We start from the raw sequence: 15854 nt of genomic DNA on the forward strand, positions 1-15854 counted from the left end.
GCTAGCTCTCCTCCCTCTGCCGGCTCTCCCCCTCCCCCGACTCTTGATAGTAGTAGAGCCCAAAGGTCATACGCCCCCTCTCGCCCGATTGCTGATCATCCACTTTTGCTAACGCTAAGGCTTGGCGATTAAGCTGTTGTAGCAGCGCTAGCCCCTGCTGTCGGCTCACCTCTCGCAACTGCTGAAGCGACGCTTCGCTCAAACCATCATAAAAGAGTGCCCGATCGATAAAGGGCTCCTCTCGATGCCGCAGATTATGCACCCCAGCACTCAAATGATCGCGTAGATTGCGCCCAAAGAAGTGGAGTAACTCCTCCTCCCCCTGTTGCGGTACAAACGCCTGCTGTCGCAACACCACTCGCTGTTCGGCGTCGATCTCGACTAGTCCAAGTCGTAACCAGTCATCCAGCACCGAACGGGGGCGAACATCCCGACTGACTGACTCCACCAGCGACTCAAAATCGACCCCCTGCTCACTTTTGCGCGGCAGCGGCAGCGGATTACCCTCAGCATCGCTGTAGCTCGGCTCTCCTAGCCACAGCGCCAATAGCCGAGTACCGAGTGAAATATGGCCGGCAGGGGGCTCCGACAGCAGTGGCTGCTCTAACTGCCGTTTAATCTCCTTACGATGAATACCGGTCGCGAGCGATAAGGCGCTCATATTAGCCTTGCCCACTTGGGCCGCTTTCGCCTCTTCAATATAGAGCGGACGCAGTTGATCTATCAACATCGGCAGAGTAACCCCTTGTTGTAAAAGCAGCTTCACTAGCGGTCGCAGTAGCGTTCGCACTGCTTTTAATAGCTGCTGTTGTAGTTCGGTTAGTGGCACAGTCAACTCCTCTTTAGCCATCCATCCCCCAAGTATAGCTCAAAAATGTGAAAAATTCCCACAAATTTCTTCAGTGAAATGGGTAGGCGTTAGGCGTAAAAAAACCCGTTGTCACACGGGTTTGAGTGGGTTGGGTTGGTGATAGGGTGCTGAAAGTAGATCTGGTAGTCGCGATTGGATTTGAACCAACGACCCCTACCATGTCAAGGTAGTGCTCTAACCAACTGAGCTACGCGACTTTTGAATTGGCAGGCATTATAACCGGAAAAAAAATTGTGTCAACAGGTTTTTTAACCCATTGAATTTAAATTAAATCTACTAGCTGCAGTTCAGATCACTGTTCATTGCTCTCAGCTCTACTTCCAGTAGGAGAGCCCATATTTTGCCAAAATCTGTTCGAGCTCGCCCGATTTTTTCATGGCCACAATCCCTTTAGATAAAATATCGGCGTATGTTTTTGACTCTGCAAGGGCTGGGGAGAAGGCGATATAGAGCTTATTCGCGTCGCCTTGATCACCGACGTGTTCGATTTTGTCGCTCACCCCCATCTCTTTCACTTTTTGCATGAAGACATTCGAATCTTCAACCAAAACATCCACTCTACCGGCCAATAATTTTTTGATATTTTGATCCAAGGGTGTTTTACCAAAGACATGCTCGGTGATTTGGGGGTGTTTGGCAAAAAAGTCATCTAACTCCTCTCCAAAGGAGTAGTCCTGAATAATACCCACCTTCAGGTTAAGCAGTGATTCGAGCCCCGTATAGCGCCAAGCTGATCCTTTTTGCACAAAAAAGGAGTTTTTGGAGACGCCAAACTCCTCGTCAGGAAAGATGAAGTCGGGGGCATCCTCAATATAGGCACCAATGACGGCACTATATTTACCCTCTCGGGTCTCCTTTAACGCTCTATTCCACGGCATAATCAAATAGTTAACACTATGGCCAGCTTGGGCAAAGGCCTGTTGAGCAATCTCTATTCCATAACCTGGCATGGCCGAATTCGGCACACTGTTATAGGGTGCCCACTCATCCGCCACAATCGTAATCGTATCCGCTTTGACTAAATTAGCCAAGAGCAGTAGTACCGCTAACACAATCATATTTGCACGCATCACAATATCTCCGGATAGTCATTAAAAAGTTGAAGCGGGTAGCCTACCCTCAAATTATTAATTTCTGACTACAATTTGTTTACAAGTCGTTTAATAAATTAAGAGGTTGCTCATCGTTTCGCCCTTTTTTGGTCTCCTACCCCCCCCCACAGCGGTGGAAGGTCGGTTGCGCAGGTTTTTCTTTGGGATTGGGATAGAGTCGGTTACACTGGCCTCTGACATCACACGGCCTCATTTGGGCGATGTGTTGATGTCACTTGCGTCCTGAGAAACTTTACCGGTTTTCGCTCTTAGCTGGCGATACGAAGCAATTTTATCTAAAAAATGGGCATTGTGATTATGTATCAAGAAAAACTGGCTCAATTTAAAAATACTGAAACCCTTGCGTGGAAAGCGTGGCAACATGCTTTGACTATTGATTTATTATCGGATACAGACATTAAAGACTGCTCCATAGAGTGTTTCCATTATCAACAAATGATGGAGCTCTTTTTCAAGCACTTACTGGAAACAAAAAGTCAATTCGGTTCATATAGCAAGTCTCATAAACTACAAAAATTATTAGAGGAAGTCCTTGCTAGTACAAAATTTAAAACGAACAAAACAAAATACTTTATGGCGCTCCAAGTTATTACGGTTTGTGCGGAAGAATACAGATATCATTTTTTAATCGATTGTGACGGTTACAGACAAAGTGTAACTATTTGTGACAATCTTCTGGATGAGTTAATCGAGTTTAATGAAAACGGCGAAACACCAGCCGATTCTTAAAAAAATGGGCCTTGTTCATCATTTCGTCCAAGCTAAGGAGTTTGCCTAAATGAACGGCGGTAAGATAAGAGATATCTTTAGCACATTTTTAAAACTTGGCTTAACCTCTTTCGGTGGCCCGATTGCCCACATCGGATATTTTCGAAAAGAGTTAGTTGAGCGACGCCAATGGGTGACAGAGAGTCAATATGCTCAACTACTGGCAATATCCCAATTTTTACCAGGCCCGGCAAGTAGTCAACTCGGGTTTGCGATAGGACTGATACGAGCAGGTGCCGCAGGTGCTATCGCCGCATTTATCGCCTTTACGCTCCCCTCCGCGCTACTCTTACTCCTCTTCGCTTATCTGGTTCCTAACCTCGTCGATCCTATTGGTCAAACGATTATTCATGGCCTAAAAATCGTTGCCTTTGCGGTTGTGGCCGATGCCGTATTCACTATGTTTCGTAACCTCTGCCCCGATACTAAACGACGCGCTATTGCCATGTTTGCGACACTTTTGTTGCTGCTGACTAGCTCAGCTTGGTTCCAAATTTTGGTAGTGCTCTTTGGGGCCGCGCTTGGGCTGATGCTCTGTCGGCAGGAGCACGCTGTCACCGAGGCGCAGATCACAGTCCCCATAGCTCGCCAAACCGCCCTACTCCTATTCGCCCTGTTTCTGCTGCTGCTCATAGCACTCCCTTGGCTAGCGACGGCTACCGGCGAGCTCGCTAGTATCGCTAATGCCTTCTATCGTTCAGGCGCTTTGGTCTTCGGGGGCGGGCATGTCGTCTTGCCAATGCTCGAACAGTCGGTAGTCGAACCCGGCTGGGTAAGTGCGGAGCACTTTCTAGCGGGGTATGGTTTTTCGCAAGCGATTCCCGGCCCAATGTTCGCCTTTTCGGCCTATCTAGGCGCACTCATCCCCTCAGATCATAGTAGTTTACTCACAGCCACGATTGCGCTAGTTGCTATCTTTCTCCCCGGCCTGTTATTAATTGCAGCGGCGTTACCCGCTTGGCAAGTTATCTCTCACCAACCGTTGGCACTCAATGCTATCGCTGGTGTCAATGCGGCCATTGTCGGGATTCTCTGCGCCGCGCTATACGATCCACTCTTTACCTCTGCCATTTTGTCCACTACCGATATGGCGATTGCTACCGCCGCTTTTGGTATGCTCACCCTCTGGCGACTATCGCCACTCTGGGTTGTTGCCTGGGGCGTTGCTGCCACGGTGATTAGTGGCATACTCTAGCCAATGCGGAAGGCCTTGTTCATCTCTTCGTCAGCCCCCGCCAAACTTCCCCCCGCTGGTGGGAGGCTTTTTATGCGCCTAGCCCCCAGTAGGAGTGCTTGGGGAGGGGGAAGGCGGGGAATCGTTCCTCATGAGGGTGACGAGACGATGAACAAGGTCGTCCACATGGCTTTTATCTCTTGTTCATCAGCTTGCAGTTTTGCAACCGGCTTCCTTCAGATATCTGTTAATTGCTCCTCGCAGGATTAGCCCTTGCTTTTCGCTGGTAGTTATCGTCTAATCACTCATCAATGGTTGACCGTGACTTTCCTACAGGGGAGCCATTAAATGTGCTGGGTATCATAGCCAAATGAATGATAAGGCAGCGGCGTGCTTAAAAAGATGAAAAATTTACCTCTGACAAGATGGCACTAGACTACGCCACATTAGAGCTGCTCCGCCAGAACCACCCAGCGTGGCGGTTACTGTGCGCAAATCACGCGCCGCTGGTGGCCAGTTTTCTGCACCGGGTGTTCATCGTGCCTAATGTGCGCAATCTCTCTCAGGCAGATCTAGTCGAGGCGTTGGAAGATGAACTCTTCGCCCTGCGTGAGCAGCTCGGGGCCAATGCCTTTGCCGCAACGGCGCAGAGCTATCTTAAAGAGTGGGCCGAAAACGATAAGGGGTGGCTGCGAAAATTCTATCCACCCGAAACGGACGAGCCGCACTTTGACCTGACCCCCGCAACAGAAAAGGCCTTGATCTGGCTAGAGGGGCTGACCGAACGCGCCTTTGTCGGTACCGAATCGCGCCTACTGACCCTGTTCGATCTGCTACGGCAGATGAACGAGGGGAGCCAGAGTGACCCACAACTACGCATCGCCGAACTGCAAAGACGCCGCAACGATATTGATGTGGAGATCGCCCGCATTTTGGCGGGTGATATTCCGCTTCTGGATGAGACCGGTCTGAAGGATCGCTTTCAACAGTTTTTACAGTTGGCGCGGGAGCTGCTGACCGATTTTCGCGAGGTGGAGCACAATTTTCGCACGCTCGACCGGCGGGTGCGAGAACGCATTGCCCTCTGGGAGGGGGCTAAAGGGGCACTGCTCGAAGAGATCATGGGCGAGCGCGATGCTATCGCCGATTCGGATCAAGGAAAGAGCTTTCGTGCCTTCTGGGATTTTCTGATGTCTCAGTCTCGGCAAGAGGAGTTGACCCGCCTACTAGAGCAGGTTTTATCCCTGCCTCCGATCCAGTCGATGCGTCCTGAAACTCGCCTGCTGCGCGTCCATTATGACTGGTTGGAGGCAGGTGAACACACCCAGCGCACGGTGGCTAAGCTTTCCGAGCAGCTACGGCGCTTTCTCGACGATCAGGCTTGGTTGGAGAACCGTCGCATCATGGAGCTCCTGCACGCTATCGAAAACCATGCGCTAGCGTTACGCGAGACGGCACCTAAGGGAGATTTCATGCCGTTAGCCGAGACATCCGCAACGGTTGAACTGCCCTTCGAGCGACCTCTCTACCGACTACCGCTTAAGCCCCTCATTACCGAAGTGGCACTAGATGAGGGGGATGCGGATGTCGATACAGCGGCTCTCTATGCCCAAGTGGTGGTTGATCGGGCCGAGTTGAGTCGAAATATTCGGCAAGAGCTCCAAGTTCACAGTCAGATCACCCTAACCGATGTGGTCACTCGCCATCCGCTGAGTCATGGATTGGCCGAGCTGGTGGTCTATCTGCAGCTAGCTGGTGAGTGGCCCAAAACGGCCGTGGATGATGAGGTTCAGGAGCAGGTGAGCTGGCAGATAGAGAGCGGCCTCATGCGCCAAGCAACCTTGCCGCGCATTATTTTTCTGAGGAGCAATGAATAGCTAAGATGAGTGTTACTGATGCCGACCCTAACTATTCGGCTAGACCGAACCACGAGCTCTCGTCTGTGGTGGTGCCGCTACTGAAAGGCGTGCTCTATCGGGAGGAGAACCCCGGACTATGGGGCTCGCTGCTGAAGCTGCAAGCGAGCGTGCTGGATTTTGTCGCCGTGCTCGGTCTGGAGCTAATGCTCGATGAGGCGGAGGGCTACGCTTTTTTGCGTTCGCGGCCGGATGAGGAGGGCCAGACTCTCACGCCGCGCCTAGTGACGCGGCGGCAGCTCTCCTATCCGGTCAGTCTGCTGCTCGCTCTGTTGCGGAAAAAACTGGCTGAGTTCGACGCGGGCGGCGGTGATACGCGGCTGATTCTCTCCCGTGATGAGGTGGTGGAGTTGATCCAGATCTTTCTACCGGCAGGCAGCAACGAGGCGAAACTTATCGATCAGATCGATACTAGCTTGAACAAAATTGCCGAGCTCGGCTTTATCCGCCGTCTGCGTGGGCAGGGGCAGATGATCGAAGTGCGGCGCATTATCAAGGCGTTTGTCGATGCGCAGTGGCTCGCCGATTTTGACCAGCGATTGGCCGAGTATCGACAGCAGCTAGCTGGAACGCTGGAGGGGAGCGATGGCTAAATCGTTTCAATTGGAACTTATGGCAGATGATCGGTTGGCCGGTTTTCGGCTGCAACGACTTGAGGTTTTTAACTGGGGAACCTTTGATGGGCGGGTCTGGACGCTGCGTCTGGGCGGAAAAAACGCTCTTCTCACCGGGGATATAGGTTCGGGAAAATCGACCCTAGTTGACGCCGTCACCACCCTGCTGGTGCCGAGTCATCGCGTTGCCTACAATAAGGCGGCCGGGGCCGATAGTCGTGAGCGTTCACTCAAATCCTATGTGCTGGGGATTTACAAGTCAGAACGGCAGGAGAGCTTGGGTAGCGCTAAGCCGGTCGCACTACGGGACTTTAATAGCTATTCGGTAATCCTCGGCGTTTTCTACAACGCCGGCTACCACAAGACGGTTACCTTAGCGCAGATCTTCTGGATGAAAGAGGCCAATACGCAGCCGGTTCGCCTGTATGCGGCCTGTGAACGCGATCTCTCTATTGCGGCAGACTTTTCCGGATTCGGCAGCGAGATGGTGGGGCTTCGCAAACAGCTACGCTCGAACGGTGTCGAGCTGTTCGATAGCTTTCCGCCCTACGGCTCTTGGCTCCGCCGCCGTTTCGGCATCGATAACGAACAGGCCTTAGAGCTCTTCCATCAAACCGTGTCGCTCAAGTCGGTCGGCAATCTGACCGACTTCGTGCGCAGCCACATGCTTGAGCCCTTTGATGTCACACCGCGCCTCGAAGCCCTCATCGGCCACTTCGAGAGTCTCAACCGCGCTCACGAGGCAGTCCTTAAGGCCAAACGCCAAGTGGAGATGCTGACACCACTGGTGGCCGATTGCGAGCGACATCGACAACTTGCCCAAACGGCAGATACTCTACGAGCTTGCCGCGCTGCCCTACGCCCTTGGTTCGCCTCATTGAAACTCGATCTCCTAGAGAGACGCCTCACCTCGCTGACTGAGGAGTGGGATCGCCACCGAGTCGCCATTGAGCGGTTAGAGGAGCAGCGTCGCACCCAGCAGGGGCAGGAGCGTGAACTACACCGTACCATCGCGGAAAATGGGGGAGACCGTATTGAAAGCATCGGTCAGGAGATCCTCAAACAGCAGCATGAGCTAGAGCGTCGGCAGCAGCGAGCCTCGCGCTATGAGACACTGGTACGCGCCTTAGGGCAACACCCCGCCGCGACCGAAGAGGAGTTTCTACAGCAATGCTCTGAAATCGCCAAGTGGCGTGAGACGACAGAGGAGGAGGAGGCTCACATCCAGAATAGTCTCAATGAGGCAGGTGTCCTCTTTAAACAGGGTAAGGACGAGTACACTCAGTTGCACTCTGAAATTACGGGCTTAAAAGCCCGAGTCAGCAATATCGACGAAAAACAGATTACCATGCGCCACACCCTCTGCCAGGCACTCGCTCTTGCCGAAGAGGAGATGCCGTTTGCCGGTGAGTTGCTACAGGTACGCGAGACGGAACGGGAGTGGGAGGGGGCGATTGAAAGGTTGCTCCACAACTTCGGCTTGTCGCTGCTAGTTCCAGATCGCTACTACACTAAGGTGGCGCAGTGGGTTGACCAGACCCACCTACGGGGGCGGCTGGTCTATTTCCGTGTACGGGACGGGGGGCGCGGCGAGTTGCCATCACTCCATCCAGACTCCCTAGTGCGTAAGCTGCAAGTCAAGCCCGATTCGCCCTTTTACGACTGGATCGAACGGGAGGTGGCCCACCGTTTTGATCTGGCCTGCTGTGAGAGCCAAGAGCAGTTTCGTCGTCAAACTCGCGCTATTACCAAGGCCGGACAGATCAAAGCGCCCGGGGAGCGGCATGAGAAGGATGATCGCCATCGGCTAGATGATCGTCGCTGTTATGTCCTTGGCTGGAGCAATGCCGAAAAGATCGCGGCATTGGAAAAGGAGGCCAAACGGCAAGAGGGCTGCCTTGCCGACCTTGCCACTCGCATCAGCGCACTGCAGAAGGAGCAGTCGGCCTTCAAAGAGCGTCTCTCGCTCCTCTCGAAATTAGGAGAATATACCGACTTTCGTGATCTTGACTGGCGACCCGTGGCGGTTATCATCGCCAGATTAGAGGCTGAGAAACATGAGCTAGAAGCGGCCTCGGATCTACTCAAGACTCTGGCCTCACAATTGGCCACACTCGAAGAGGCGTTACAAGAGACCGAGAGTCAGCTCGATGAACGGAAGGATAAACGCTCGAAAACCGAGCAAAAAATCAGCATCGCGCAAGAGCTACAGCAACAAGAGCAAACTCTTTTAACAGCGACACCCGAAGCTATTAGGCAGAACTTTGAGCAACTGGAAGCGATGCGCGAGGAGGTGCTTAGTGGTCAGATGCTGACAGTCGAATCTTGCGACAATCGTGAGAGCTATATGCGTAACTGGCTGCAAACTAGGATCGACACCGAAGATGCGAAGATCAAGCGTCTCTCGGAAAAGATCGTTAAGGCCATGACCGAATATAGAGGGATGTGGGCGCTAGAGAGTGGCGAGGTCGATGCCAATCTAGCGGCTGCCCCTGAATATAGATCAATGCTAGATCAGCTACAAGCCGATGATTTGCCCCGATTTGAAGGGCGTTTTAAGGAGCTCCTAAACGAGAACACCATTCGCGAGGTGGCCAATTTTCAATCCCAGCTAGCACGCGAACGAGAGACCATTAAGGAGCGCATCGCAAGAATCAACGAATCGCTCACCCAGATCGATTACAATCTAGGTCGTTATATCAGTATTGAAGCGCAGATAAATCTCGACGCCGATATCCGTGATTTCCAGACTGAGTTGCGTACCTGTACCGAAGGTGCGCTCACCGGCTCGGAGGATACGCAATATTCGGAGGCAAAGTTCTTGCAGGTGAAGCGAATTATTGAGCGGTTTAGAGGCCGAGATGAGTACTCGGAGTTAGATCGGCGCTGGACGGCCAAGGTGACCGATGTGCGTAACTGGTTCGTATTCGCCGCTAGTGAGCGCTGGCGTGAAGACAACAGCGAGCATGAACACTATGCCGACTCCGGCGGAAAATCGGGCGGACAGAAGGAGAAGCTCGCCTACACCGTCCTTGCCGCTAGCCTAGCGTACCAATTTGGTCTGGAGTGGGGGGCGGTACGCTCGCGCTCTTTCCGTTTTGTAGTCATCGATGAGGCGTTCGGACGCGGTTCCGATGAGTCGGCCCAATATGGTTTACAGCTATTCGCGCAGCTCAACTTGCAGCTACTGATCGTCACGCCGTTGCAGAAAATCCATATCATCGAGCCGTTTGTCGCCGGTGTCGGGTTTGTACACAATGAGGATGGCCGCAACTCGGTCTTGCGCAACCTGAGCATTGAGGAGTATCGAGCCGAAAAACAGCGGGCGCAAGAGTGAGCTGGACGAGCCTAGCTGATCTTAAAGCTCAGGTGCGAAAGCTTTGGGATCGCGGTTGGCTGCTCGCCGCTGCGTGCGGCAACGGGGATGACAAAGAGCCGCTCTTCCCTCGGCGGCTAACCCTCAAAGGCCCTAACTCTCGGGAGCTGAGCGAGCGATTCCCCGAAGTGCGGGGTTGGATTACGCAACTATCCGCCGGTGCAGGTCTCTATCGAATTGAGTGGCGCAGCGTCAACCACCGTGTTCTTGGTAACAATGAGATCCCAGCGGCAATCTGGATCGACCAGCTAGCAGATGCTCTCGATCTGATTGGCAAGCGCCGAGCAGCCGATCAGTTTGCATCTCTGCTCGAATTGACCGAAGAGAGATGCCCCGAATTGCTCCCTTGGCTGGCAAAACGGCCTCTGCGTGCCTTGGCGTTGACCGAGGAGTGGCCACGACTGCTAGAGATTATCGCTTGGTTGCTTAAGCATCCTCGTCCGGCGATCTATCTGCGTCAGATAGATCTGCCAGGTGTCCATACCAAATTGATCGAAGGGCATCGCGGTGTACTGGCAGAACTGCTCGATCTCGTGCTGCCAGAGGATTCTATTGATAAGAACCACACGGGCATCAACGGCTTCTGTCGTCGCTACGGTTTTCTTGATAAACCGTCGCGAGTCCGTTTTCGGCTGCTAGACTCAAACATCCAACTACTGCCAGTGGCAGCTGAGCAGGATATCACCCTAACAGAGGCCACCTTCGCCTCACTCGCTTTGCCGGTATCGAAAGTGTTTATCACCGAAAATGAGATCAACTTTTTGGCGTTTCCGGATATCTCTATGGCAATGGTAATCTTTGGTGCAGGATACGGCTTTGACAATCTCGCGGCCGTACCGTGGCTGCACGAAAAAGAGCTCTACTATTGGGGAGACCTCGATACTCACGGCTTTGCCATTCTCAATCAATTGCGCGGGCTCTTGCCTCATGTCGCCTCATTTTTGATGGATCAGCAGACACTCCTTGCCCATAAAGCACTGTGGGGAGTGGAGAGGCAGCCTAACACAGGAGCTCTGATGCGGTTGAACTCTGAAGAGAGCCTACTTTACGATCAATTGCGTCAAAATTATTGGGGAGAGCAAGTTCGTCTGGAGCAAGAGAGAATTGGGTTCGACTTTCTGCGAAATACTCTACCGCTAAAAGATTAGGTATTCTAGCCTTTTTTATCGTTAACCGAAAAGCGGTAACCGATACCACGAACGGTACGAATATAGTGTGACAATCCATAGGGTTCTAGCGCCTGTCGAAGACGGCGAATATGGACATCGACAGTGCGCTCCTCGACATAGCCACTTCGACCCCAAATGTAGTTTAGTAGCTGATTTCGGTTAAACACCCGCTCTTTATGCTTAATAAAAAATAGTAGCATTTTATACTCAAGCAGCCCCAAATTTACCTCATTACCATCACAGTAAATTTGATAGGCCTCGATATCAATTTTTATTTTTCCAGCTTCGACAATACCATCTTTCTCATGCGAAAAGGCACGACGCAAAATAGTATTAATTCGAGCAACTAACTCGCGCGGGGAGAATGGTTTGGTAACATAGTCGTCCGCACCGGTATCAAGCCCTTGAACTTTCTGATTTTCACTCACTTTTGCGGTGAGCATCACCACCGGAATATCGGAGTAAATATCGCTCTTTCGTAGCTGTTTCAAAAATTGTACTCCCGTGGTGCCCGGTAACATCCAGTCGAGTACAATTAAATCGGGTCTAATATCAGCAATGCGAAGCTCTGCCTCGGGGACTGACTCAGCCTCAGTCACCATAAACCCCTCTTGGGTCAAGATTTGGTGCAGCATTGAACGAATCGATTTTTCATCGTCAACTACCAAGATAACTTTGTGCATTATTCCAGAGACTTAAATCTTTCTTTCAAGCTAAAGACACCATGAGAAAACTTGCTCAACAGAGTAAAACTCTCCTCGGCTCTATTAAAACCTAAAGCAAATTTAATCATAACCGGTTAGAGCGCCAACACTTAGGTTAAACTGGCCGAAATATCACTAGCTCTCTCATGGCGAATATCTTTTCCCTCTACCATATAGATTGCCGCTTCACCAATATTTCTGGCATGGTCACCAATGCGCTCTAAGGCATAGGCAACCCACATTAGATCGATAATGACGGCGACATGCTCTGGTGCATCGAGTGCTAATTGGTTCAGTTTAGTCACCACTTCACTATAGTGCTCATCAATCAGCTCATCATGACGCACAACATCAATCGCCTGCTGGGTATCCATACTTTTATAGGTATTAAGAGCGCTATCAAGACCGGAGAGCGCCTCATTAGAGAGGTTAATCAACCCTTGGTGAACACCTGGCAATGAGGCGTTTAACTCTGAGTGATTTAATATCTTTTTCGAGATATGTTTCGCCTGATCACCAATGCGCTCTAAATCATTAACAATTCGGGTTGAGGCAATAATTACCCGTAAATCGACAGCGGTCGGCTGATAACGAGCAATAGTCTGATTGCATTCATTATCTATGATCATCTGCAACCGATTAATCTCCGTATCGCGAGAGATAACTCGATTCGCAATCTCATGGTTGTGTTCTAACAGCGCCTGCATGGTATGCTGTAACTGCTCTTTAACCACGATCCCCATTGAGCTAACATTATTAACAATCGTCATTAGCTCAACATTAAATCTATTTGAAATATGATGTTTAATATCATCCCGTTCCATTTTTGACTCCTCTAGTCCAAGCTATATAAAATCAGTTAGCCACTACTCTGTAATGGCGCTATTCACTAGGCTCTTACCTACCACCAAGGTGACAATCGAGTCACAAATATTTAGCGTGTGATCTCTAACCTGATCCATGGCCCGTAAAATCCACATAGTGTTTAAAACCTGCCCCACCTGTGAGGGGTGCTCTATTATACATTCATTTAGCTGTTTTAAAATCGATTGATACTCACAATCGATTGCCGCCTCTAGGTTGACCACCTCTCTCGCCTTAGCTGCATCGACAGTCACTAGCGAGATAAGTGCCATCTCCAGAGAGTTATTGACCCTCTCAGAGAGCTGACTTAACTGCATTACGCACTCTAAATCGTGCTCCTGTTTCCGCTCCATAGAGAGTGAATATCGGGCAATACTAGCCAGATGGATCCCAAGGCGTTCTAAATCAGTCGTCGATTTAATAATGACAATAATCAGCCGCAAATCCCGCGCCGTTGGCTGATAGCAAGCGAGAATATGGGTATATTTCTCGCCTAACAGTAACGCACAGTGGCGAATCCGACTCTGATTACGCGTAACCGTCTCTGCAAAACGGCTATTTTGAGAAGAGAGAATAGCAGAAGAGAGCGATGCCTGCTGCTGCACCAGCCCACTCATGCGGGAGAGAAGCGTCCGTATCTCCTCTATATCCGCATTATATTTTTGCAGAATATGCTGTCTGAACTCCATTGAGATTAGAGCGCTCCAGTTCAGCACGGCATACGCTGTTAAAATCTAACCGTAGCGACCGGTAATATAGTCCTCGGTCTGCTTTTCGGTTGGATTGGTGAACAGCATGTCGGTAGCCCCAAACTCAATCAGATCGCCCATATACATAAATGCGGTATAGTCAGAGACCCGAGCCGCTTGCTGCATATTGTGGGTGACGATCACTATCGTGTATCTATCCTTCAACTCATAAATGAGCTCTTCAATCTTTAAAGTCGAGATGGGATCAAGCGCTGACGCCGGCTCATCTAGCAGTAGTACTTGGGGCTCAATCGCAATTGCACGGGCGATGACTAGCCGCTGCTGTTGACCTCCGGAGAGGCCGAAGGCGCTATCGTTTAGACGATTTTTCACCTCTTCCCACAGTGCAGCCCCCTTGAGTGAGCGCTCGACAATCTCGTCCAAATCACTCTTCTTGTTCTGCCCCTGCAATCTTAAACCATAGGCGACATTTTCATAGATCGATTTAGGAAAGGGGTTCGGTTTTTGGAACACCATGCCAACATGGCGCCTTAACTCGGCCACATTTACCCCTGGAGCGAAGATATTGCTCCCCTCTAGCCGAATCTGGCCAGTAACGCGACAGCCATCGACAAGATCGTTCATACGGTTAAAACAGCGTAACAGAGTCGATTTACCACAACCTGAGGGGCCGATAAAGGCAGTGACTCGCTTATCGGGAATCGTCATATTGATCCCTTTTAGCGCCTGTTTTTCGCCATAAAAGAGATCAAGATTATCAACTTCAAGACAGATAGTCTCCTCCTCTAGCGATCTACTCTTCGCATTCGTGTCAATTGAACTGGAGATATCTACAGCATGGGTAGGGGTTGTATTACTCATAAGGGTCTCTTCTGTGCCTTAAACTATAAATTAATAACGAGGGTTAGCGGTGCGATTAATGTTCCAGCGCCCGATACTTCTCACGCAGGTGGTTACGAATATGTATCGCAGAGATATTCAGCAAGATAATCACCAACACCAGCAGTAGCGCTGTGGCATAGACTAGTGGTCTTGCCGCTTCCACATTAGGGCTCTGAAAACCGACATCGTAAATGTGGAAACCGAGGTGCATAAATTTGCGATCTAGGTGTAAAAACGGAAAGTTACCATCCAGTGGCAGCGTTGGTGCCAACTTAACCACCCCGACCAGCATTAAGGGCGCGACTTCGCCCGCTGCCCGCGCGACGGCTAAAATCAGGCCTGTCATCATCGCAGGACTTGCCATCGGAATAATGGTACGCCACAAGGTCTCGATTTTCGTTGCCCCAAGCGCCAAGGAGCCCTCACGAATCTGCTGCGGAATACGGGATAACCCCTCCTCTGTCGATACAATGACCACCGGCAGGGTCAAAATTGCCAGCGTTAATGATGACCAGAGCAGCCCTGGTGTCCCAAAAGTGGGCGACGGTAACGCCTCTGGATAGAACAGAGCATCAATACTGCCGCCGAGGAAATAGACAAAGAAGCCTAGACCAAACACCCCGTAAACGATCGACGGTACCCCCGCTAGGTTATTTACCGCAATTCGAATCAGACGGGTGAGTGGCCCTTGGGTCGCATATTCACGCAGATAGACCGCCGCCACCACGCCAAAGGGTGTCACGATTACCGCCATCAGAAGTACCATCAGTACCGTACCAAAAATAGCGGGGAAGATCCCCCCTTCGGTATTAGCCTCTCTTGGCTCGCCAAAGATAAACTCACCTAGTTTGGCAAAATAGAAGCCCACTTTATCCCCAAAGGTCATACTATTGGGCATATAGGCGCGAACAATTTTAGCGAGGGATAGCGTCACAGTGGTGCCATCCATAATCGTTGCCGTTAGACTATCGCGTTCGCTCTCGCGGTAGAGCTCATTGAGCTGCTGCTGCAGGACTTTATACGCTTCATCTAGCTTAACTCGCTCCGCCGCAATCTTTTGGTAGGCTTGCGATCCTTTCGGCTCTTTATCTAGCTCCAGTCGCCGCTCAGCTAAGCGCAGCTCTTCGAGTTGATAGTTTATGGCACCGATGTCATCGCGCTCAATCACCTTAATCTGCTCATGCAACAGGGTCACTCTCTCCAGACGAGTCTGTAGCTCTCCCCAAAGATTGCCACCGGCGGGGGTGATCGTCTCTCCCTGCTCCTCTATCGACTCTAAAAAGCCGTAGAAGTTACCCCACTCATGCCGCTCTAGCACCATGAGGCTCTCCGGTTTCTTCACCGATTCGACCTCATCGACCACAATCCAGCGAAAATCGAGCCCGTTGGCTTCGCGGTTACCGATCTTAATCAGGCGGCGCTCTACCATCTGATCTGGATCTTCGGCATTGATGGTAATTTGACGCATCGGCACCGTTTCGGAGTCGTGAGTCTCACCAATCAGCCGGATGGAGGTACCCTGTGCGTTTGGGTACTGATACTCCAATACCTCTTTAGGCCAGAAGTGGCCCATGCCACGCACTGTAATCAGAATCAGCAGCGAAACCACCATGACCACACTGATACTCACCGCACCAGCGTTAAGCCATATCCATGGAGAACCACTTTTATACCAATCTTTCATGATTCAATTC

Annotated in this window: 13 protein-coding genes and 1 tRNA gene; 6 read left to right on the plus strand and 8 right to left on the minus strand. The window is 51.0% G+C overall.

Annotated features, from left to right (window positions below):
* Nucleotide 1: 1 nt before the first annotated feature.
* The 3 genes from D5085_18060 to D5085_18070 all read right to left on the minus strand — a co-directional run bounded on the left by D5085_18060 (nucleotide 2) and on the right by D5085_18070 (nucleotide 1941).
* Nucleotides 2-850, minus strand: coding sequence for a hypothetical protein (locus tag D5085_18060; GenBank protein QEP44868.1), 849 nt, complete (start codon nucleotides 848-850; stop codon nucleotides 2-4).
* 141 nt (nucleotides 851-991) lie between these two features.
* Nucleotides 992-1068: transfer RNA gene (locus D5085_18065), tRNA-Val, on the minus strand.
* Nucleotides 1069-1185: 117 nt separating this feature from the next.
* Nucleotides 1186-1941 (minus strand): hypothetical protein, encoded by a 756-nt coding sequence (locus tag D5085_18070; GenBank protein ID QEP44869.1) that lies wholly within the window; start codon nucleotides 1939-1941, stop codon nucleotides 1186-1188.
* A gap of 324 nt (nucleotides 1942-2265) precedes the next feature.
* Between D5085_18070 and D5085_18075 the strand changes: the two genes are divergently transcribed.
* The 6 genes from D5085_18075 to D5085_18100 all read left to right on the plus strand — a co-directional run bounded on the left by D5085_18075 (nucleotide 2266) and on the right by D5085_18100 (nucleotide 10979).
* On the plus strand, nucleotides 2266-2712 hold the full coding sequence (locus tag D5085_18075) for a HEPN domain-containing protein (protein QEP44870.1): 447 nt from the start codon (nucleotides 2266-2268) through the stop codon (nucleotides 2710-2712).
* A 49-nt stretch (nucleotides 2713-2761) separates the two neighbouring features.
* The gene (chrA, locus tag D5085_18080; GenBank protein QEP44871.1) at nucleotides 2762-3946 is read left to right on the plus strand and encodes a chromate efflux transporter; all 1185 of its coding nucleotides are present in this window, start codon (nucleotides 2762-2764) and stop codon (nucleotides 3944-3946) included.
* Between the two features lie 404 nt (nucleotides 3947-4350).
* Nucleotides 4351-5802 carry a DUF3375 domain-containing protein gene (locus D5085_18085; GenBank protein QEP44872.1) on the plus strand — a complete coding sequence of 484 codons (1452 nt, stop codon included), beginning with the start codon at nucleotides 4351-4353 and terminating at the stop codon, nucleotides 5800-5802.
* Between the two features lie 5 nt (nucleotides 5803-5807).
* The gene (locus D5085_18090; GenBank protein QEP44873.1) at nucleotides 5808-6434 is read left to right on the plus strand and encodes a DUF4194 domain-containing protein; all 627 of its coding nucleotides are present in this window, start codon (nucleotides 5808-5810) and stop codon (nucleotides 6432-6434) included.
* A complete protein-coding gene (locus D5085_18095) occupies nucleotides 6427-9792 on the plus strand; it encodes an ATP-dependent exonuclease SbcCD, C subunit-like protein (GenBank protein ID QEP44874.1) in 3366 nt (1121 codons plus the stop codon). The genes D5085_18090 and D5085_18095 overlap by 8 nt, the downstream gene beginning before the upstream one ends.
* Nucleotides 9789-10979 (plus strand): hypothetical protein, encoded by a 1191-nt coding sequence (locus D5085_18100; protein ID QEP44875.1) that lies wholly within the window; start codon nucleotides 9789-9791, stop codon nucleotides 10977-10979. Before D5085_18095 ends, D5085_18100 begins: the two co-directional genes overlap by 4 nt.
* Before the next feature lie 5 nt (nucleotides 10980-10984).
* Here the strand turns inward: D5085_18100 and phoB are convergent, their stop codons facing one another.
* The 5 genes from phoB to pstA form a co-directional block, all read right to left on the minus strand.
* Complete coding sequence (gene phoB / locus D5085_18105) at nucleotides 10985-11683, minus strand: phosphate regulon transcriptional regulatory protein PhoB (protein ID QEP44876.1); 699 nt, start codon at nucleotides 11681-11683, stop codon at nucleotides 10985-10987.
* Nucleotides 11684-11814: 131 nt separating this feature from the next.
* The gene (gene phoU, locus D5085_18110; protein ID QEP44877.1) at nucleotides 11815-12528 is read right to left on the minus strand and encodes a phosphate transport system regulatory protein PhoU; all 714 of its coding nucleotides are present in this window, start codon (nucleotides 12526-12528) and stop codon (nucleotides 11815-11817) included.
* Nucleotides 12529-12570: 42 nt separating this feature from the next.
* Nucleotides 12571-13257, minus strand: coding sequence for a phosphate transport system regulatory protein PhoU (gene phoU, locus D5085_18115; GenBank protein QEP44878.1), 687 nt, complete (start codon nucleotides 13255-13257; stop codon nucleotides 12571-12573).
* A gap of 45 nt (nucleotides 13258-13302) precedes the next feature.
* Nucleotides 13303-14139 (minus strand): phosphate ABC transporter ATP-binding protein, encoded by an 837-nt coding sequence (locus D5085_18120; protein QEP44879.1) that lies wholly within the window; start codon nucleotides 14137-14139, stop codon nucleotides 13303-13305.
* A gap of 55 nt (nucleotides 14140-14194) precedes the next feature.
* Nucleotides 14195-15844 (minus strand): phosphate ABC transporter permease PstA, encoded by a 1650-nt coding sequence (pstA, locus tag D5085_18125; protein ID QEP44880.1) that lies wholly within the window; start codon nucleotides 15842-15844, stop codon nucleotides 14195-14197.
* Nucleotides 15845-15854 lie beyond the last annotated feature (10 nt).

The organism is Ectothiorhodospiraceae bacterium BW-2 (genome assembly GCA_008375315.1).
Lineage (GTDB): Bacteria > Pseudomonadota > Gammaproteobacteria > Thiohalomonadales > Thiohalomonadaceae > BW-2.

Excerpts from the sequence above, each read along its gene's own strand:
- pstA (QEP44880.1), bottom strand. The coding sequence starts at position 15,844 with ATGAAAGATTGGTATAAAAGTGGTTCTCCATGGATATGGCTTAACGCT.
- D5085_18075 (QEP44870.1), top strand. The coding sequence starts at position 2,266 with ATGGGCATTGTGATTATGTATCAAGAAAAACTGGCTCAATTTAAAAAT.
- D5085_18095 (QEP44874.1), top strand. The coding sequence starts at position 6,427 with ATGGCTAAATCGTTTCAATTGGAACTTATGGCAGATGATCGGTTGGCC.
- D5085_18060 (QEP44868.1), bottom strand. The coding sequence starts at position 850 with ATGGCTAAAGAGGAGTTGACTGTGCCACTAACCGAACTACAACAGCAG.
- phoU (QEP44877.1), bottom strand. The coding sequence starts at position 12,528 with ATGGAACGGGATGATATTAAACATCATATTTCAAATAGATTTAATGTT.
- D5085_18085 (QEP44872.1), top strand. The coding sequence starts at position 4,351 with ATGGCACTAGACTACGCCACATTAGAGCTGCTCCGCCAGAACCACCCA.
- chrA (QEP44871.1), top strand. The coding sequence starts at position 2,762 with ATGAACGGCGGTAAGATAAGAGATATCTTTAGCACATTTTTAAAACTT.
- D5085_18120 (QEP44879.1), bottom strand. The coding sequence starts at position 14,139 with ATGAGTAATACAACCCCTACCCATGCTGTAGATATCTCCAGTTCAATT.
- D5085_18070 (QEP44869.1), bottom strand. The coding sequence starts at position 1,941 with ATGCGTGCAAATATGATTGTGTTAGCGGTACTACTGCTCTTGGCTAAT.
- phoB (QEP44876.1), bottom strand. The coding sequence starts at position 11,683 with ATGCACAAAGTTATCTTGGTAGTTGACGATGAAAAATCGATTCGTTCA.
- D5085_18090 (QEP44873.1), top strand. The coding sequence starts at position 5,808 with ATGAGTGTTACTGATGCCGACCCTAACTATTCGGCTAGACCGAACCAC.
- phoU (QEP44878.1), bottom strand. The coding sequence starts at position 13,257 with ATGGAGTTCAGACAGCATATTCTGCAAAAATATAATGCGGATATAGAG.